General features: G+C 47.0%; 31 protein-coding genes. All 31 read right to left on the bottom strand.

Annotation, left to right across the window (positions count from 1 at the left end):
* Positions 1–36 precede the first annotated feature (36 nt).
* Complete coding sequence (rplQ, locus tag L4D79_RS29360; RefSeq protein ID WP_107349872.1) at positions 37–423, bottom strand: 50S ribosomal protein L17; 387 nt, start codon at positions 421–423, stop codon at positions 37–39.
* Positions 424–456: 33 nt separating this feature from the next.
* Positions 457–1,446, bottom strand: a complete 990-nt coding sequence (locus L4D79_RS29355; RefSeq protein WP_107349871.1) for a DNA-directed RNA polymerase subunit alpha — start codon at positions 1,444–1,446, stop codon at positions 457–459.
* A gap of 23 nt (positions 1,447–1,469) precedes the next feature.
* Entirely contained in the window at positions 1,470–2,090 is a 621-nt protein-coding gene (rpsD, locus tag L4D79_RS29350) for a 30S ribosomal protein S4 (protein ID WP_107349870.1), read from the bottom strand.
* Between the two features lie 32 nt (positions 2,091–2,122).
* Positions 2,123–2,512: a 30S ribosomal protein S11 gene (rpsK, locus tag L4D79_RS29345; RefSeq protein ID WP_005370963.1), complete on the bottom strand. Its 390-nt coding sequence runs from the start codon at positions 2,510–2,512 to the stop codon at positions 2,123–2,125.
* A gap of 19 nt (positions 2,513–2,531) precedes the next feature.
* Positions 2,532–2,888: a 30S ribosomal protein S13 gene (gene rpsM, locus L4D79_RS29340; protein ID WP_107349869.1), complete on the bottom strand. Its 357-nt coding sequence runs from the start codon at positions 2,886–2,888 to the stop codon at positions 2,532–2,534.
* A gap of 145 nt (positions 2,889–3,033) precedes the next feature.
* Complete coding sequence (rpmJ, locus tag L4D79_RS29335; RefSeq protein ID WP_000868186.1) at positions 3,034–3,147, bottom strand: 50S ribosomal protein L36; 114 nt, start codon at positions 3,145–3,147, stop codon at positions 3,034–3,036.
* Positions 3,148–3,170: 23 nt separating this feature from the next.
* Positions 3,171–4,496 carry a preprotein translocase subunit SecY gene (secY, locus tag L4D79_RS29330; RefSeq protein ID WP_428657262.1) on the bottom strand — a complete coding sequence of 442 codons (1,326 nt, stop codon included), beginning with the start codon at positions 4,494–4,496 and terminating at the stop codon, positions 3,171–3,173.
* A 22-nt stretch (positions 4,497–4,518) separates the two neighbouring features.
* Entirely contained in the window at positions 4,519–4,953 is a 435-nt protein-coding gene (gene rplO, locus L4D79_RS29325) for a 50S ribosomal protein L15 (RefSeq protein ID WP_107299065.1), read from the bottom strand.
* Positions 4,954–4,958: 5 nt separating this feature from the next.
* A complete protein-coding gene (rpmD, locus tag L4D79_RS29320; RefSeq protein WP_107349866.1) occupies positions 4,959–5,138 on the bottom strand; it encodes a 50S ribosomal protein L30 in 180 nt (59 codons plus the stop codon).
* 5 nt (positions 5,139–5,143) lie between these two features.
* Entirely contained in the window at positions 5,144–5,641 is a 498-nt protein-coding gene (gene rpsE / locus L4D79_RS29315; RefSeq protein WP_107349865.1) for a 30S ribosomal protein S5, read from the bottom strand.
* A 12-nt stretch (positions 5,642–5,653) separates the two neighbouring features.
* Positions 5,654–6,007 (bottom strand): 50S ribosomal protein L18, encoded by a 354-nt coding sequence (rplR, locus tag L4D79_RS29310; RefSeq protein WP_068330631.1) that lies wholly within the window; start codon positions 6,005–6,007, stop codon positions 5,654–5,656.
* Positions 6,008–6,016: 9 nt separating this feature from the next.
* Complete coding sequence (rplF, locus tag L4D79_RS29305) at positions 6,017–6,550, bottom strand: 50S ribosomal protein L6 (RefSeq protein WP_036816283.1); 534 nt, start codon at positions 6,548–6,550, stop codon at positions 6,017–6,019.
* A gap of 12 nt (positions 6,551–6,562) precedes the next feature.
* Positions 6,563–6,955 carry a 30S ribosomal protein S8 gene (gene rpsH, locus L4D79_RS29300; protein WP_075762914.1) on the bottom strand — a complete coding sequence of 131 codons (393 nt, stop codon included), beginning with the start codon at positions 6,953–6,955 and terminating at the stop codon, positions 6,563–6,565.
* Positions 6,956–6,993: 38 nt separating this feature from the next.
* The gene (gene rpsN / locus L4D79_RS29295) at positions 6,994–7,299 is read right to left on the bottom strand and encodes a 30S ribosomal protein S14 (protein ID WP_107299061.1); all 306 of its coding nucleotides are present in this window, start codon (positions 7,297–7,299) and stop codon (positions 6,994–6,996) included.
* A 15-nt stretch (positions 7,300–7,314) separates the two neighbouring features.
* Positions 7,315–7,854 carry a 50S ribosomal protein L5 gene (gene rplE / locus L4D79_RS29290; protein ID WP_107349863.1) on the bottom strand — a complete coding sequence of 180 codons (540 nt, stop codon included), beginning with the start codon at positions 7,852–7,854 and terminating at the stop codon, positions 7,315–7,317.
* Positions 7,855–7,870: 16 nt separating this feature from the next.
* Positions 7,871–8,182, bottom strand: coding sequence for a 50S ribosomal protein L24 (rplX, locus tag L4D79_RS29285; protein ID WP_107349862.1), 312 nt, complete (start codon positions 8,180–8,182; stop codon positions 7,871–7,873).
* Positions 8,183–8,194: 12 nt separating this feature from the next.
* Positions 8,195–8,566 carry a 50S ribosomal protein L14 gene (rplN, locus tag L4D79_RS29280; RefSeq protein WP_004410450.1) on the bottom strand — a complete coding sequence of 124 codons (372 nt, stop codon included), beginning with the start codon at positions 8,564–8,566 and terminating at the stop codon, positions 8,195–8,197.
* Positions 8,567–8,729: 163 nt separating this feature from the next.
* Positions 8,730–8,984 carry a 30S ribosomal protein S17 gene (gene rpsQ, locus L4D79_RS29275; protein ID WP_428657256.1) on the bottom strand — a complete coding sequence of 85 codons (255 nt, stop codon included), beginning with the start codon at positions 8,982–8,984 and terminating at the stop codon, positions 8,730–8,732.
* Positions 8,984–9,175: a 50S ribosomal protein L29 gene (rpmC, locus tag L4D79_RS29270; RefSeq protein ID WP_107349860.1), complete on the bottom strand. Its 192-nt coding sequence runs from the start codon at positions 9,173–9,175 to the stop codon at positions 8,984–8,986. The genes rpsQ and rpmC overlap by 1 nt, the downstream gene beginning before the upstream one ends.
* The gene (gene rplP / locus L4D79_RS29265; RefSeq protein WP_255044042.1) at positions 9,175–9,585 is read right to left on the bottom strand and encodes a 50S ribosomal protein L16; all 411 of its coding nucleotides are present in this window, start codon (positions 9,583–9,585) and stop codon (positions 9,175–9,177) included. The genes rpmC and rplP overlap by 1 nt, the downstream gene beginning before the upstream one ends.
* Before the next feature lie 11 nt (positions 9,586–9,596).
* Positions 9,597–10,286, bottom strand: coding sequence for a 30S ribosomal protein S3 (rpsC, locus tag L4D79_RS29260; RefSeq protein WP_107299058.1), 690 nt, complete (start codon positions 10,284–10,286; stop codon positions 9,597–9,599).
* Between the two features lie 19 nt (positions 10,287–10,305).
* Positions 10,306–10,638 carry a 50S ribosomal protein L22 gene (rplV, locus tag L4D79_RS29255; RefSeq protein ID WP_007469139.1) on the bottom strand — a complete coding sequence of 111 codons (333 nt, stop codon included), beginning with the start codon at positions 10,636–10,638 and terminating at the stop codon, positions 10,306–10,308.
* A gap of 10 nt (positions 10,639–10,648) precedes the next feature.
* A complete protein-coding gene (gene rpsS / locus L4D79_RS29250; RefSeq protein ID WP_005302795.1) occupies positions 10,649–10,927 on the bottom strand; it encodes a 30S ribosomal protein S19 in 279 nt (92 codons plus the stop codon).
* Between the two features lie 18 nt (positions 10,928–10,945).
* The gene (gene rplB / locus L4D79_RS29245; RefSeq protein WP_317524766.1) at positions 10,946–11,770 is read right to left on the bottom strand and encodes a 50S ribosomal protein L2; all 825 of its coding nucleotides are present in this window, start codon (positions 11,768–11,770) and stop codon (positions 10,946–10,948) included.
* An 18-nt stretch (positions 11,771–11,788) separates the two neighbouring features.
* Positions 11,789–12,091, bottom strand: coding sequence for a 50S ribosomal protein L23 (gene rplW / locus L4D79_RS29240; protein ID WP_039465430.1), 303 nt, complete (start codon positions 12,089–12,091; stop codon positions 11,789–11,791).
* Positions 12,088–12,690 carry a 50S ribosomal protein L4 gene (gene rplD, locus L4D79_RS29235; RefSeq protein ID WP_255044044.1) on the bottom strand — a complete coding sequence of 201 codons (603 nt, stop codon included), beginning with the start codon at positions 12,688–12,690 and terminating at the stop codon, positions 12,088–12,090. The genes rplW and rplD overlap by 4 nt, the downstream gene beginning before the upstream one ends.
* 16 nt (positions 12,691–12,706) lie before the next feature.
* Positions 12,707–13,336 carry a 50S ribosomal protein L3 gene (gene rplC, locus L4D79_RS29230; protein WP_255044045.1) on the bottom strand — a complete coding sequence of 210 codons (630 nt, stop codon included), beginning with the start codon at positions 13,334–13,336 and terminating at the stop codon, positions 12,707–12,709.
* Between the two features lie 14 nt (positions 13,337–13,350).
* Positions 13,351–13,662, bottom strand: a complete 312-nt coding sequence (gene rpsJ / locus L4D79_RS29225) for a 30S ribosomal protein S10 (RefSeq protein WP_107299054.1) — start codon at positions 13,660–13,662, stop codon at positions 13,351–13,353.
* 473 nt (positions 13,663–14,135) lie between these two features.
* On the bottom strand, positions 14,136–14,612 hold the full coding sequence (gene bfr, locus L4D79_RS29220; protein WP_428657250.1) for a bacterioferritin: 477 nt from the start codon (positions 14,610–14,612) through the stop codon (positions 14,136–14,138).
* Positions 14,613–14,693: 81 nt separating this feature from the next.
* Positions 14,694–14,882, bottom strand: a complete 189-nt coding sequence (gene bfd / locus L4D79_RS29215) for a bacterioferritin-associated ferredoxin (RefSeq protein ID WP_428657248.1) — start codon at positions 14,880–14,882, stop codon at positions 14,694–14,696.
* A 243-nt stretch (positions 14,883–15,125) separates the two neighbouring features.
* Positions 15,126–15,408: EF-Tu C-terminal domain-related protein (locus tag L4D79_RS29210; RefSeq protein WP_486875499.1), on the bottom strand; the 283-nt coding region annotated here is incomplete at its 5' end.

Below are 15,408 nucleotides of genomic sequence, written 5' to 3'. Positions count from 1 at the left end.
TAAGACTCGGCCTCTTCTTATTTAACGCGCTTTTGCTTATTCAGCAGCAGCTTCTTCCTGAGCTTCAGGACGATCTACTAGCTCGATATAAGCCATAGGGGCTTTATCGCCAGCACGGAAACCGCATTTCATAATGCGAGTGTAACCGCCTGGACGCTGAGCAAAACGTGGGCCCAGTTCGTTAAATAGTTTCGCAACAACTTCGTTATCACGAGTACGTGCGAATGCAAGACGACGGTTAGCAACACTGTCGGTCTTAGCTAGGGTAATCAATGGCTCAATTACGCGACGCAGCTCTTTTGCCTTAGGCACGGTAGTCTTGATAAGTTCGTGACGTACCAGAGAGCCAGCCATGTTGCTGAACATCGCTTTGCGATGGCTGCTGTTGCGGTTGAGTTGACGACCACTCTTACGATGGCGCATGACCTAATCCTTCTAACTAGATATCAGTAACTATTAATCTTCAGCAATTGATGCTGGCGGCCAGTTTTCTAGGCGCATGCCTAGAGACAGACCACGTGATGCCAGCACGTCTTTGATTTCTGTCAAAGACTTCTTACCAAGGTTTGGAGTCTTAAGAAGCTCTACCTCAGTACGCTGAACGAGATCACCGATGTAGTGGATCGCTTCTGCTTTTAGACAGTTAGCAGAGCGAACAGTTAGTTCAAGATCGTCTACAGGACGCAGTAGGATCGGATCGAACTCCGGCTTCTCTTCTTTCTCTTCAGGAACACGTACATCACGAAGATCTACGAATGCATCCAGTTGCTCAGCTAGAATAGTAGCTGCACGACGGATAGCTTCCTCAGGATCAAGTGTACCGTTTGTCTCCATATCGATAACAAGCTTATCAAGGTCAGTACGTTGTTCTACACGTGCTGCCTCAACGGCGTATGCGATACGGTCAACTGGGCTGAAAGTTGCATCAACTAGCAGACGACCAATTGGACGCTCATCTTCTTCAGTGTGAATACGAGCAGACGCTGGTACATAGCCACGACCACGCTCTACCTTGATGCGCATGCTGATATCAGCATGGTCATCAGTTAGGTGGCAGATTACGTGCTCTGGGTTCGCAATCTCAACATCACCGTCGTGGGTGATGTCACCTGCAACAACAGGGCCTGCACCAGATTTATTCAGAGTAAGGATAACTTCGTCTTTACCCTCAACCTTAACGGCTAGGCCTTTAAGGTTTAGAAGGATCTCAAGAATGTCTTCCTGTACTCCTTCTTTGGTGCTGTACTCGTGTAACACACCGTCGATTTCTACTTCAGTTACGGCACAACCCGGCATTGAAGATAGAAGAATGCGACGTAGAGCGTTACCAAGAGTGTGGCCGAAACCACGCTCAAGCGGCTCAAGAGTTACTTTTGCATGCGTCGTGTTAACTTGTTCAATATCAACAAGACGTGGCTTAAGAAATTCTGTTACAGAACCCTGCATTGTGTCCTCTCTTAACTATAGCCTTACTTAGAGTAAAGCTCGACGATCAGGTGTTCGTTGATGTCGGCAGACAAATCAGAACGTTCTGGAAGGCGCTTGAAAGTACCTTCTAGCTTGCTGCTGTCTACTTCGACCCAAGTCGGTAGTTCACGCTGAGTAGCAACTTCTAGAGCTGCTTTGATGCGTGCTTGGTTCTTAGCTTTCTCACGAATGCTAACAACGTCGTTTGCCGCTACCTTGAAAGAAGGAACGTTTACGACTTGACCGTTAACTAGGATCGCTTTGTGGCTTACCAGCTGACGTGATTCAGCGCGTGTTGCACCGAAACCCATGCGGTAAACTACGTTATCTAGACGACCTTCAAGAAGCTGAAGCAGGTTTTCACCTGTGTTGCCCTTAATGCGAGCTGCTTCTTTGTAGTAGTTACGGAATTGCTTTTCAAGTACGCCGTAAGTACGACGAACTTTTTGTTTCTCGCGAAGCTGTACGCCGTAGTCTGATAGACGACCGCGACGAGCACCATGCACACCAGGTGCATTGTCGATTTTACACTTGGTATCAATCGCGCGCACACCAGACTTAAGGAATAAGTCTGTGCCTTCGCGACGGCTAAGCTTCAGCTTAGGACCCAAATATCTTGCCATGTTCTTTCTCCAGTTTTCCTAAAAACGAAACGTTATACGCGACGTTTCTTAGGTGGACGACAACCGTTATGAGGGATCGGAGTCGCATCAACAATGTTTGTGATACGGAAACCCGCTGCGTTTAGAGCGCGGATAGTTGACTCACGACCAGGACCTGGGCCCTTAACCATAACTTCTAGGTTCTTAACGCCATATTCTTTGGCCATTTCACCACAACGCTCAGCAGCAACCTGTGCAGCGAACGGAGTAGATTTACGAGAACCGCGGAAACCTGAACCACCTGCAGTAGCCCAAGATAGAGCGTTACCCTGACGGTCAGTAATGGTTACGATTGTGTTATTGAAAGAAGCATGGATGTGCGCAACGCCATCTGCTACTTGCTTGCGTACGCGCTTACGCGCGCGAGTTGGTTGTTTAGCCATTGTACTCTACCTTTCCCGATTATTTTTTGATCGGCTTGCGCGGACCCTTACGGGTACGAGCGTTGGTTTTAGTACGCTGTCCACGTAGTGGTAGACTGCGACGATGACGAAGACCACGGTAACAGCCAAGGTCCATTAGACGCTTGATGTTCATGGAAACTTCACGACGTAGATCACCTTCTACAGTGTACTTAGCTACACCATCACGCAGTAGATCGATCTGCTCTTCAGTTAGTTCACTGATCTTAACATCTTCAGCAATACCCACTTCAGCTAGGATAGCTTGAGAGCGAGTTTTACCAATGCCGTAGATCGCTGTTAGAGCGATTACAGAATGTTTTTGATCAGGAATGTTAATGCCTGCAATACGGGCCACTATTCACTCCTAGTACTTTTCAAGAATAACCGCTGCAAAGCCCGTCTAGGATACGCAGCGGTGGAACAATTCTTTTGCACACACAAAAGATTGGTTGGCTAATTTAGCCAACCTACCTTCAATTTGCAAGAAATATTTCTGCTAATTAGCCTTGGCGCTGTTTATGCTTTGGCTCACTGCAAATTACACGCACAACACCGTTGCGCTTGATAACTTTACAGTTACGGCAGATTTTCTTAACGGAAGCACGAACTTTCATTGCTAAACTCCGTAATTAGGATCTTAACGGCCTGAGCCCTTAAGATTAGCCTTTTTCAAAACAGACTCATATTGTTGAGACATCAGATGTGTCTGAACTTGAGCCATGAAGTCCATGATAACCACAACTACAATCAGTAGTGAAGTACCGCCAAAATAGAAGCGGACGTTCCATGCAATCATCATAAACTCGGGGATCAGACAGATAAACGTGATATATAACGCGCCAGCCAATGTCAGGCGTGTCATCACTTTATCTATATATTTCGCGGTCTGCTCTCCCGGGCGAATACCAGGTACGAACGCACCAGACTTCTTCAAGTTGTCAGCTGTCTCGCGAGGGTTAAACACCAACGCGGTATAGAAGAAACAGAAGAAAATAATCGCAGCAGCATAAAGCATCACATAAAGTGGCTGACCTGGGCTTAGCGCCAGTGAGATATCACTTAGCCAACCTAGGTTTTCATTCTGACCGAACCACTGAGCCAGTGTACCCGGGAACAGAATAATGCTTGATGCAAAAATCGCTGGAATTACCCCTGCCATGTTGATTTTCAACGGCAGGTGAGTGCTCTGTGCAGCAAAAACACGACGGCCTTGCTGACGCTTGGCGTAGTTAACGACGATACGACGCTGACCACGTTCCATGAACACTACAAAGTAAATAACAGCGAAAGAAATCACTGCAATCAATAGTAGAAGAAGTACGTGCAATTCACCTTGACGCGCTTGCTCCACTGTCTGTCCAATAGCTGGCGGCAAACCTGCAACGATACCAGTGAAAATAATCACAGATATACCGTTACCTATGCCACGCTCCGTAATCTGTTCACCCAACCACATCAAGAACATGGTACCGGTAACCAAACTGACGACCGCAACAAAGTAGAATCCAAGACCTGGGTTAATAACCAGACCCGGAATCATACTTGGTAACCCCGTTGCAATACCAATTGCTTGGAAGGTTGCCAAAACAAGCGTGCCGTAACGGGTGTACTGGCTAATCTTACGACGACCAGACTCCCCTTCCTTCTTCAACTCGGCTAAAGCCGGGTGAACAACCGTCAGCAACTGGACAATGATCGATGCCGAAATATACGGCATGATACCCAGTGCTAAGATGGAAGCACGCTCAAGTGCACCGCCAGAGAACATGTTAAACAGTTCAATGACGGTACCCTTTTGCTGTTCGAACAGATCGGCAAGTACAGCAGCGTCAATACCAGGAATAGGCACAAAAGAGCCTGCTCGGAAAATTAAGATAGCACCTAAAACGAATAATAGGCGTGTCTTAAGCTCTGCTAGGCCACCTTGGGCGCTACGAAAATCTTGTCCTGGTTGTTTAGCCATCTGTACCTCATCCTCGAGTTAATTATTCCTCGATTTTACCGCCTGCAGCTTCGATAGCAGCTTTAGCGCCTTTAGTAACGCGTAGACCTTTAACTGTTACAGTGCGAGCGATCTCACCAGAAAGTACAACTTTCACGAACTCAATGTTCTTAGTGATTACGTTCGCAGCCTTAAGAGTTTCAAGACTTACTACGTCACCTTCAACTTTCGCTAGCTCACCTAGACGAACTTCAGCTGTTACAAGGCTCTTGCGAGAAGTAAAACCGAATTTTGGTAGACGCTGTTTCAAAGGCATTTGACCGCCTTCGAAGCCTGGACGTACAGAACCACCTGAACGTGATTTCTGACCTTTGTGACCACGGCCACAAGTTTTACCCAGACCTGAACCGATACCACGGCCTACGCGCTTCGCAGAAGGCTTAGAACCAGCAGCCGGAGATAGAGTATTCAAACGCATACTGATTACTCCTCAACTTTAACCATGTAGAAAACTTTGTTGATCATACCGCGTACGCACGGAGTATCTTCAAGTTCTACAGTGTGGTTGATGCGACGAAGGCCTAGGCCACGCAAAGATGCTTTATGCTTCGGCAAACGACCGATAGAGCTCTTTGTTTGGGTTACTTTAATAGTTTTAGCCATGTCGATTACTCCAGAATTTCTTTAACAGAAAGACCACGCTTAGCAGCGATCATTTCTGGAGAGTTCATTCCACTTAGACCATCAATTGTTGCGCGAACAACGTTGATTGGGTTAGTAGAACCGTATGCTTTAGCTAGTACGTTACGGATACCCGCAACTTCTAGCACGGCACGCATTGCACCACCGGCGATGATACCAGTACCTTCTGATGCAGGCTGCATGTACACTTTAGAACCAGTGTGGCGACCTTTAACAGCGTGGTGTAGAGTACCGTCGTTTAGTGCAACAGTAACCATGTTACGACGTGCTTTTTCCATCGCTTTCTGGATTGCAGCAGGAACTTCACGTGCCTTACCGTAACCAAAACCGATGCGACCGTTACCGTCACCAACTACTGTTAGTGCAGTAAAGCTGAAAATGCGTCCGCCTTTAACCGTCTTAGATACACGGTTAACAGCGATCAGCTTTTCATTCAAATCTGATTGTGTTTTTTCGTTAGCCATCTTCCGCCTACCTTAGAATTTCAGACCAGCTTCACGAGCAGCTTCTGCTAGAGCAGCTACACGGCCGTGGTATTGGAAACCAGAACGATCGAATGCAACGTTAGAGATGCCTTTTTCAATCGCGCGCTCAGCAATAGCTTTACCTACAGCTGCAGCAGCGTCTTTGTTACCAGTACTCTTAACCTGCTCGCGAATCGCCTTTTCTACGGTAGAAGCGGCAGCGATTACCTCAGAGCCATTTGGTGCGATTACCTGAGCGTACACGTGACGTGGAGTACGGTGTACAACTAGGCGAGTTGCGCCCAGTTCAGCAATCTTACGACGTGCTCGGGTCGCACGACGGATACGAGATGCTTTCTTATCCATAGTGTTACCTTACTTCTTCTTAGCTTCTTTAGTACGCACGATTTCATCGGCGTAACGAACACCTTTGCCTTTGTAAGGCTCAGGGCTACGGTAAGCGCGAATATCAGCCGCTACTTGACCAACAACCTGCTTATCAGTACCAGTTAGTACGATTTCAGTTTGTGATGGACACTCAGCTTTGATACCTGCTGGCAATTCGTGCTCAACTGGGTGAGAGAAGCCTAGAGTTAGTGCTACAGAGTTGCCTTTAATGGCAGCACGGTAACCTACACCCTTCAAAGTAAGCTTCTTGGTATAGCCTTCAGTAACACCAACAACCATGTTGTTAACTAGTGCACGTGCAGTACCTGCCTGTGCCCAAGCCTTATCGAATCCTTCACGAGGACCGAAAGTGATGGTGTTCTCTTCCTGGGACAATACAACTGCTTCGTTGATAACGCGAACTAGTTCGCCTTTACCACCTTTAACAGTGATTTCCTGACCGTTGAGTTTAACTTCTACGCCGGCAGGAATAACTACTGGTGCTTTTGCAACACGAGACATGTCCTACTCCTATTATGCTACGTAGCAGATAATCTCACCGCCAAGACCCGCTTTGCGTGCAGCGCGGTCGGTCATAAGACCCTTGGAAGTGGATACAACAGCAATACCAAGGCCACCCATCACTGATGGAAGAGCATCTTTTTTCTTGTAGATGCGCAGACCAGGACGTGATACACGTTGGATTTGCTCGATAACTGGGTTAGCTTCGAAGTACTTAAGAGTAACTTCTAGCTCAGGCTTAACTTCACCGATTACAGTGTAGTCAGCCACAAAACCTTCTTCTTTAAGAAGAGCTGCGATAGCAACTTTCATTTTTGAAGATGGCATTTTAACAGCAACTTTTTTCGCTGCCTGACCGTTACGAAGACGGGTCAGCATATCCGAGATCGGATCTTGCATGCTCATAAGTCAATACTCCGTGATTCTAAATTGGATAACTGGGATTACCAGCTAGCCTTACGCAGACCCGGAATCTCGCCTTTCATGCAAGCTTCACGAACCTTGATACGGCTAAGACCAAACTTACGTAGGTAGCCGTGTGGACGTCCAGTCTGGTTACAGCGGTTACGCTGACGAGACTTCGCAGAATCACGTGGTAGTGACTGAAGTTTAAGCACTGCATTCCAGCGATCTTCTTCAGACGCATTCACGTCGCTAATTAGAGCTTTAAGTGCCGCACGCTTTTCAGCGAACTTTACTGCTAGCTTGGCACGTTTAGCTTCGCGTGCCTTCATTGATTCTTTAGCCATTAGTAACCCTTACTTTTACTTACGGAATGGGAAGTTAAAAGCAGACAGTAGAGCATGAGCTTCTTCATCAGATTTAGCAGAAGTTGTGATAGTGATATCAAGACCACGTACACGATCTACTTTATCGTAATCGATTTCTGGGAAGATGATCTGCTCACGAACGCCCATGCTGTAGTTACCACGACCATCGAATGATTTCGGGTTTAGACCACGGAAATCACGAATACGAGGTACAGCAATAGAAATTAGACGTTCAAAGAAATCCCACATGCGTTCGCCACGTAGAGTTACTTTACAGCCAATAGGGTAGCCCTCACGGATCTTAAAGCCAGCAACAGACTTACGAGCTACAGTGATAAGCGGCTTCTGACCTGCAATAGCAGTCATGTCAGCAGCAGCATTCTCTAGAAGCTTCTTGTCGTTGATCGCATCGCCCACACCCATGTTAAGTGTGATCTTTTCGATCCTTGGGACTTGCATGATACTCTGGTATTCGAACTTTTCAGCAAGTTCTTTAACTAGAGTCTCTTTGTAGTAATCATGCAGTTTCGCCATTGTACTACTCCAAAAATTACTTGATAGTTTCGCCAGTCGATTTGAAGAAACGAACTTTTTTGCCGTCTTCGAATCGGAAGCCTACACGGTCCGCGTTACCTTCACCGTTAACGATTGCAACGTTAGAAGCGTCAATTGCTGCTTCTTGTTCAACGATGCCACCTTGTACGCCCATTGCCGGTACCGGCTTCTGGTGCTTCTTAACAAGGTTGATACCTTCAACGATTACTTTACCGGTTGCTAGAACCTTGGATACTTTACCTTTCTTACCTTTATCTTTACCAGTAAGAACGATAACTTCGTCGTTACGACGGATTTTAGCTGCCATTTGCGTTACTCCTTACAATACTTCAGGCGCAAGTGAAACGATCTTCATGAACTTATCGCCACGAAGCTCACGAGTCACAGGGCCGAAAATACGAGTACCGATAGGTTGCTCAGTGTTGTCGTTCAACAATACGCAAGCATTACGGTCAAAGCGAATGACAGAGCCGTCTGGACGACGTACGCCTTTACGAGTGCGCACAACCACCGCTTTCAGAACGTCACCTTTCTTAACTTTACCGCGAGGAATTGCTTCCTTAACAGTAACCTTGATGACATCACCGATATGTGCATAGCGACGGTGTGAACCACCCAGAACCTTAATACACATTACGCTACGAGCGCCGGAGTTATCGGCTGCGTCAAGCATACTTTGCATTTGGATCATGTTAGTGCTCCGCTAATTTTAAACATCTTGACCCATCACGAGCCGTTTTGCCTTTTCTTCAAAGGCGGCGAATAATAACACCATTTTCGGACGATGGGTAGACAAAAAATGAACGGCCCCAAAATTTTTCGGGGCCGTTATGTTAAATCGTAGTTAAGTTCGCTTAGACGCGAGCTTTTTCAACTACGCGTACCAGTGTCCAAGACTTAGTCTTTGACAATGGACGGCACTCACGAACTTCAACTGTGTCGCCTTGGCTACACTCGTTGTTTTCGTCATGTGCGTGAAGTTTAGTCGTGCGAGTGATGTACTTACCGTAGATCGGGTGCTTCACTTTACGCTCGATTGCAACAACAATAGACTTATCGCCTTTGTTGCTAACAACACGACCAAGCTGAGTACGAATTTGATCGCTCATTATGCGCCAGCCTTCTCAGTCAGAACGGTTTTAACACGTGCGATATCGCGACGTACTGATTTCAGAGTGTGAGTCTGCTGCAGTTGACCAGTTGCAGCCTGCATGCGCAGGTTGAACTGCTCGCGCAGTAGGTTCACAAGCTCAGCATTCAGCTCTTCAACGCTTTTAGCGCGCAGATCTTGTGCGTTCATCACATCACCGCCTTAGTTACGAATGTTGTTTTGATAGGTAGCTTACGTGCAGCAAGTTTAAATGCTTCACGTGCTAGCTCTTCAGAAACACCATCCATCTCATACAGAACTTTACCAGGTTGGATTTGTGCTACCCAGTACTCAACGTTACCTTTACCTTTACCTTGACGAACTTCAAGAGGCTTAGATGTAATTGGTTTGTCTGGGAAGATACGAATCCAGATTTGACCCTGACGTTTGATGTGACGAGTCATCGCACGACGCGCTGCTTCGATCTGGCGAGCAGTGATACGGCCACGGCCGACTGCTTTAAGACCAAATGTACCGAAGCTTACGTCAGTGCCGTTCGCTAGACCGCGGTTACGACCTTTAAAGGTCTTGCGGAATTTAGTGCGTTTAGGTTGCAGCATCTATAAACTCCTTATTTACGGCCTTTGCGCTGCTTCTTAGGCTTGTCAGCCTTTGGCTCTTCTACTGGCATGCCGCCTAGAACTTCACCTTTGAAGATCCAAACTTTAACGCCAATTACACCGTACTGGGTGTGAGCCGAAGAAGTTGCGTAATCAATGTCAGCACGAAGAGTGTGTAGAGGTACACGACCTTCACGGTACCACTCTGAACGTGCGATTTCAGCGCCGCCTAGACGACCGCTTACTTCTACTTTGATACCTTTAGCGCCAAGGCGCATAGCGTTCTGAACTGCGCGCTTCATAGCGCGACGGAACATAACGCGACGCTCTAGCTGAGACGAGATGCTGTCTGCTACTAGTTTGCCGTCTAGCTCAGGCTTACGTACTTCCGCGATGTTGATCTGTGCTGGAACACCAGCGATCTTAGAAACGCGTGCACGTAGTTTCTCTACGTCTTCGCCTTTCTTACCGATAACAACGCCTGGACGAGCAGTGTGAATAGTCACACGGATGCTCTTAGCAGGACGCTCGATAACGATACGTGAAAGAGACGCTTTTGCTAGTTCCTTAGTAAGGAACTGACGTACCTTGAAGTCGCCGTCTAGGTTGTCAGCGAACTCTTGGCTGTTAGCAAACCAAGTGGTATTCCATGGCTTAACGATGCCAAGACGAATACCATTAGGATGTACTTTTTGACCCATTGCTTTCTCTCCTAGTCTCTTAGCGGTCTGCTACAACAACAGTGATGTGGCTAGAACGCTTCAAGATGCGATCGGCACGGCCTTTAGCACGAGGCATAATACGCTTCATGGTAGGACCTTCGTCAACGAAGATTTTAGCTACTGATAGATCATCAATATCTGCGCCTTCGTTGTGTTCTGCGTTAGCGATAGCTGACTCTAGAACTTTCTTGATTAGATCAGCAGCTTTTTTGTTGCTGAACTGAAGAATTTCTAGAGCTTGAGCAACTGGCTTACCGCGCAGTTGATCTGCAACCAAACGAGCTTTCTGCGGCGAAATGCGAGCAAAGCGATGTTTAGCGATAGCTTCCATTACTTACTCCTTAGCGCTTCTTAGCTTTCTTATCCGCAGCGTGGCCGCGGTAAGTGCGTGTTGGTGCAAATTCGCCTAGCTTGTGACCGATCATTTCTTCAGAAACGAAAACAGGAACGTGCTGACGACCATTATGGACAGCGATGGTCAAACCGATCATCTGAGGGATGATCATTGAGCGACGGGACCAAGTCTTTACAGGCTTCTTGTCACCGCTTTCCAACGCTTTCTCTACCTTCTTCAGCAAGTGTAGGTCAATAAATGGACCTTTCTTGAGAGAACGTGGCATGGCGTATCCTCTTTAAAATTACTTGTTACGACGACGTACGATGTACTTGTCGGTACGCTTGTTCTTACGAGTCTTGTAACCCTTAGTTGGAACACCCCAAGGTGTAACAGGGTGACGGCCACCAGATGTACGGCCTTCACCACCACCGTGTGGGTGGTCAACTGGGTTCATTACAACACCACGTACAGTTGGACGAACACCGCGCCAGCGTGAAGCACCAGCTTTACCTAGCTCACGTAGCATGTGTTCTGCATTACCAACTTCACCTAGAGTCGCACGACCTTCAGCAAGAACTTTACGCATTTCACCAGAACGTAGACGTAGAGTCACATAAGTGCCTGCACGTGCAATGATCTGAGCGTATGCACCAGCTGAACGAGCCAGCTGAGCACCTTTACCAGGCTTAAGTTCAACACAGTGTACTGTTGAACCTACTGGGATGTTGCGCATTGGTAGTGTGTTACCAACTTTGATAGCAGCATCTGCGCCAGACTGGATAGTGTCACCAGCCTGAATACCTTTAGGTGCGATAATGTAGCGGCGCTCACCGTCTGCGTACAGAACTAGAGCAATGTTTGCGCTACGGTTTGGATCGTATTCTAGACGCTCAACTTTCGCTGGGATACCGTCTTTAGTACGTTTGAAATCGATGATACGGTAAGCATTTTTGTTACCACCACCGATGTGACGTACTGTAATACGACCGTTGTTGTTACGACCACCTGACTTAGATTTTTTCTCTAGTAGTGGTGCGTACGGCTTACCCTTATGCAGGTCAGAGTTAACCACTTTAACTACGTGGCGACGACCTGGGGAAGTCGGCTTACATTTTACAATAGCCATTCTTCTTTGCTCCTAGCCTTACTCTGCACTGCCAGCGAAGTCGATGTCTTGACCTTCTTTCAGGATAACGTAGGCTTTCTTAACGTCTGAACGACGGCCTTGACGCATACCTTGACGCTTGGTCTTACCCTTAGTGATAAGAGTATTTACAGACTTAACTTCAACCTCGAACAGTTTTTCAACTGCTGCTTTGATCTCTTTCTTTGTCGCATCTTTAGCTACTTTGAATACGATAGTGTTACCGTTTTCAGCAGCCATAGTTGCTTTTTCAGAGATGTGCGGAGCACGTAGAACTTTTAAAATACGCTCTTCAGTGATCATGCTAGCATCTCCTCAACTGCTTTAACTGCTGCTGCAGTCATCACAACTTTATCGAAAGCGATCAAGCTAACTGGGTCGATTGCCTTCGCGTCACGTACGTCTACTTTGTATAGGTTACGTGCAGCTAGGAATAGATTCTCATCTAGTTCGCCAGTTACGATCAGCGCATCAGTTAGCTCAAGCTCAGAAAGCTTAGCTACTAGCGCTTTAGTTTTAGGTGCTTCTACAGAGAACTCATCAACAACGATTAGACGCTCTTGACGAACTAGCTCAGAAAGAATGCTCTTCATAGCACCACGGTACATTTTCTTGTTAACTTTCTGGCTGTGGTCCTGTGGACGAGCAGCGAAAGTTACACCACCGGTACGCCATAGCGGACTACGGATTGTACCTGCACGAGCGCGGCCTGTACCTTTCTGGCGCCATGGTTTAGCACCACCACCAGAAACGTCAGAACGAGTCTTCTGAGCACGTGTACCTTGACGAGCACCTGCTGCAAAAGCAACAACTACTTGGTGTACAAGCGCTTCATTGAAGTCACGCCCAAAAGTAGTTTCGGAGACAGTTAGCGCATCAGCGCCTTTGACTACCAATTCCATTACTAACTCCTCGACGTTACGCTTTAACAGCTGGTTTGACGATCACGTTGCCACCTGTTGAGCCTGGTACTGCACCTTTAATAAGAAGCAGGTTACGCTCAGCGTCAACACGTACGATCTCTAGGTTTTGAGTCGTTACACGCTCAGCACCCATGTGACCAGCCATTTTCTTGCCTTTAAATACGCGACCTGGAGTTTGACATTGGCCAATTGAACCCGGAGCGCGGTGAGACAAGGAGTTACCGTGAGTCATATCTTGAGTGCGGAAGTTCCAGCGCTTAACAGCACCTTGGAAACCTTTACCCTTAGATGTACCAGTAACGTCTACTTTTTTAATTTCGTTGAACAGCTCAACAGTTAGCTCAGCGCCAACAGCGAACTCTTCGTTGTTCTCTAGACGGAATTCCCAAAGACCGCGACCTGCTTCAACACCTGCTTTCGCAAAGTGGCCAGCTTCTGGCTTAGAAACACGGTTAGCTTTCTTTGAACCAGTAGTTACCTGGATTGCGTTGTAGCCGTCAGTTTCAACAGATTTAACCTGAGAAACGCGGTTAGCTTCAACTTCAACCACAGTTACTGGGATAGAAACGCCATCTTCGGTAAATACGCGGGTCATGCCCACTTTACGACCGATTAGACCAATCATTCTCTTATCTCCTCTTAACCTAGGCTGATCTGGACATCAACGCCAGCAGCTAGATCTAGACGCATAAGAGCGTCAACAGTTTTGTCTGTTGGCTCAACGATGTCGATAAGGCGCTTGTGAGTACGGATTTCGTACTGGTCACGTGCGTCCTTATTAACGTGAGGAGAAACAAGAACAGTGAAGCGCTCTTTGCGAGTAGGTAGTGGGATTGGACCCTTAACCTGCGCGCCAGTACGCTTAGCTGTTTCAACGATTTCCGCAGTCGACTGATCGATCAAGCGGTGATCGAACGCCTTAAGGCGGATACGAATACGTTGGTTCTGCATGAGACAGAGCTCCAATAATAAAAATTACACAAACAATATCGCCACTCAACCTCGTGTAGACGAGAGAATGCCGATTGATTTATGTGAACGTAGTATCCCTATCGGATACATTGTCAGTCAATTTAATGACTGCGAACATAAGTCAGAGTATACATTTACAAACTGCTCTGCAGCTTCTTCCTCAACGCTTATTGGTTCACAACCGCACTTACGAGAACTATATCCTCAGGCAGTGGAGGGCATTATACAGATCACAGTTTCGAACGCAACCCCTGTCGGAAAATTAAACAAAGGTGGGGCTAAGATGTTGTTGGGGGCGATGGGCGATGGGCGATGGGCGATGGGCGATGGGCGATGGGCGATGGGCGATGCATTATCATAGGCACCCCCACCAAAATATAATAATTGAAACCGTTGTTTCGTGTTATGCCACTTGCCTATGGCCGATAGCCAAGCGCCATCACTCCCCTACCCTAATCGTCGTCGACAATCTGGGCCTGGTTGTAATTGGCAATGCCCATTTTTTCGATAAGGCCAAGCTGGGTTTCGAGCCAATCGACATGCTCTTCTTCATCTTCGAGGATATCTTGGAACAAATCACGCGATACATAATCCCTGACCTCTTCGGCATAAGCAATGGCATCTCGCAGATCAGGGATCGCAGCCATCTCCAACGCCAAATCGGACTCGAGCATTTCTTGGGTATCTTCACCGATATTGAGCTTACCGAGATCTTGCAGGTTGGGAAGCCCTTCCAAGAACAGGATACGTTCAATTAAATGATCCGCATGGTTCATCTCATCGATTGACTCGTGGTATTCCTTGTCGGCAAGGTGCTTCAAGCCCCAGTCTTTGTACATACGGGCATGGAGGAAATACTGATTAATGGCGACCAGTTCGTTGCCTAGGACTTTGTTGAGGTGTTGGATGATTTTCGGATCAGCTTTCATTACAAAACACTCCTCTTTCAGTTCACATAAGCATAGAACCGATTAGAAGAGTGTCAAAAGACACGATGTGATAAGCCGCAACTAGCTGGCTTTTTTGTACTGGATGATCGTGACCTGCTCGAGTATTTCTTTCGCTTGACGGATACATTTACCACACTGCGAGCCGAGGGGAGTCACTTGACGGATCCCGCGAATATCGCTGATCCCATGTTGTTCAGCCAGCTTCATGATTTTTTTATCGGAAATACCGTGGCACAAGCAAACGTACATCGTCTTACCATCATCTCAACACAATGCGTAGAATATAAACAAGAATGGTTTGCATTACCAGTCGCGAATACAGCTTCTCTTAGAACAATTACGGATAGGAATGCGACGTTTATGCTTTTATGAAATATAACGACAAGTCGGTCAGCAAAGTTAGACAGTTGACTGTGGTTGTTGGCGGGAAATAGAAAACAAAAAAGGGAGCCGAAGCTCCCTTTTTCAGTACAAAGTTTGTACTAAGCGTTATTAAGCAACGATAGTTGCAACAACACCAGCACCAACTGTACGGCCACCTTCACGGATAGCAAAACGTAGACCTTCGTCCATCGCGATAGGTGCGATTAGAGTAACAGTCATAGAGATGTTATCACCAGGCATTACCATTTCTACGCCTTCAGGTAGCTCGATAGTACCTGTTACGTCAGTTGTACGGAAGTAGAACTGTGGACGGTAACCTTTGAAGAAAGGAGTGTGACGACCGCCTTCATCTTTAGAAAGAACATAGATTTCTGAAGTGAAAGTAGTGTGT

The organism is Photobacterium satsumensis, assembly GCF_050336935.1.
GTDB lineage: Bacteria > Pseudomonadota > Gammaproteobacteria > Enterobacterales > Vibrionaceae > Photobacterium > Photobacterium satsumensis.
This window is presented reverse-complemented; position numbering and strand designations above follow the sequence as displayed.

Excerpts from the sequence above, each read along its gene's own strand:
- rplE (WP_107349863.1), bottom strand. The coding sequence starts at position 7,854 with ATGGCGAAACTGCATGATTACTACAAAGAGACTCTAGTTAAAGAACTT.
- rpsS (WP_005302795.1), bottom strand. The coding sequence starts at position 10,927 with ATGCCACGTTCTCTCAAGAAAGGTCCATTTATTGACCTACACTTGCTG.
- rplD (WP_255044044.1), bottom strand. The coding sequence starts at position 12,690 with ATGGAATTGGTAGTCAAAGGCGCTGATGCGCTAACTGTCTCCGAAACT.
- rpsJ (WP_107299054.1), bottom strand. The coding sequence starts at position 13,662 with ATGCAGAACCAACGTATTCGTATCCGCCTTAAGGCGTTCGATCACCGC.
- rpmD (WP_107349866.1), bottom strand. The coding sequence starts at position 5,138 with ATGGCTAAAACTATTAAAGTAACCCAAACAAAGAGCTCTATCGGTCGT.
- rplB (WP_317524766.1), bottom strand. The coding sequence starts at position 11,770 with ATGGCTATTGTAAAATGTAAGCCGACTTCCCCAGGTCGTCGCCACGTA.
- rpsE (WP_107349865.1), bottom strand. The coding sequence starts at position 5,641 with ATGGCTAACGAAAAAACACAATCAGATTTGAATGAAAAGCTGATCGCT.
- rpsQ (WP_428657256.1), bottom strand. The coding sequence starts at position 8,984 with ATGAGCGATCAAATTCGTACTCAGCTTGGTCGTGTTGTTAGCAACAAA.
- rpmC (WP_107349860.1), bottom strand. The coding sequence starts at position 9,175 with ATGAACGCACAAGATCTGCGCGCTAAAAGCGTTGAAGAGCTGAATGCT.
- rplN (WP_004410450.1), bottom strand. The coding sequence starts at position 8,566 with ATGATCCAAATGCAAAGTATGCTTGACGCAGCCGATAACTCCGGCGCT.
- rplQ (WP_107349872.1), bottom strand. The coding sequence starts at position 423 with ATGCGCCATCGTAAGAGTGGTCGTCAACTCAACCGCAACAGCAGCCAT.
- bfr (WP_428657250.1), bottom strand. The coding sequence starts at position 14,612 with ATGAAAGCTGATCCGAAAATCATCCAACACCTCAACAAAGTCCTAGGC.
- rpsK (WP_005370963.1), bottom strand. The coding sequence starts at position 2,512 with ATGGCTAAACAACCAACTCGCGCGCGTAAGCGCGTACGCAAGCAAGTA.
- rplO (WP_107299065.1), bottom strand. The coding sequence starts at position 4,953 with ATGCGTTTGAATACTCTATCTCCGGCTGCTGGTTCTAAGCCTTCTGCG.
- rpsH (WP_075762914.1), bottom strand. The coding sequence starts at position 6,955 with ATGAGCATGCAAGATCCGATCTCGGATATGCTGACCCGTCTTCGTAAC.
- secY (WP_428657262.1), bottom strand. The coding sequence starts at position 4,496 with ATGGCTAAACAACCAGGACAAGATTTTCGTAGCGCCCAAGGTGGCCTA.
- rplV (WP_007469139.1), bottom strand. The coding sequence starts at position 10,638 with ATGGAAGCTATCGCTAAACATCGCTTTGCTCGCATTTCGCCGCAGAAA.
- rplW (WP_039465430.1), bottom strand. The coding sequence starts at position 12,091 with ATGATCACTGAAGAGCGTATTTTAAAAGTTCTACGTGCTCCGCACATC.
- rplR (WP_068330631.1), bottom strand. The coding sequence starts at position 6,007 with ATGGATAAGAAAGCATCTCGTATCCGTCGTGCGACCCGAGCACGTCGT.
- rplP (WP_255044042.1), bottom strand. The coding sequence starts at position 9,585 with ATGCTGCAACCTAAACGCACTAAATTCCGCAAGACCTTTAAAGGTCGT.
- rpmJ (WP_000868186.1), bottom strand. The coding sequence starts at position 3,147 with ATGAAAGTTCGTGCTTCCGTTAAGAAAATCTGCCGTAACTGTAAAGTT.
- bfd (WP_428657248.1), bottom strand. The coding sequence starts at position 14,882 with ATGTACGTTTGCTTGTGCCACGGTATTTCCGATAAAAAAATCATGAAG.
- rpsD (WP_107349870.1), bottom strand. The coding sequence starts at position 2,090 with ATGGCAAGATATTTGGGTCCTAAGCTGAAGCTTAGCCGTCGCGAAGGC.
- rpsN (WP_107299061.1), bottom strand. The coding sequence starts at position 7,299 with ATGGCTAAAGAATCAATGAAGGCACGCGAAGCTAAACGTGCCAAGCTA.
- rpsC (WP_107299058.1), bottom strand. The coding sequence starts at position 10,286 with ATGGGTCAAAAAGTACATCCTAATGGTATTCGTCTTGGCATCGTTAAG.
- rplC (WP_255044045.1), bottom strand. The coding sequence starts at position 13,336 with ATGATTGGTCTAATCGGTCGTAAAGTGGGCATGACCCGCGTATTTACC.
- rplF (WP_036816283.1), bottom strand. The coding sequence starts at position 6,550 with ATGTCTCGTGTTGCAAAAGCACCAGTAGTTATTCCTGCCGGCGTAGAA.
- L4D79_RS29355 (WP_107349871.1), bottom strand. The coding sequence starts at position 1,446 with ATGCAGGGTTCTGTAACAGAATTTCTTAAGCCACGTCTTGTTGATATT.
- rplX (WP_107349862.1), bottom strand. The coding sequence starts at position 8,182 with ATGGCAGCTAAAATCCGTCGTAACGACGAAGTTATCGTTCTTACTGGT.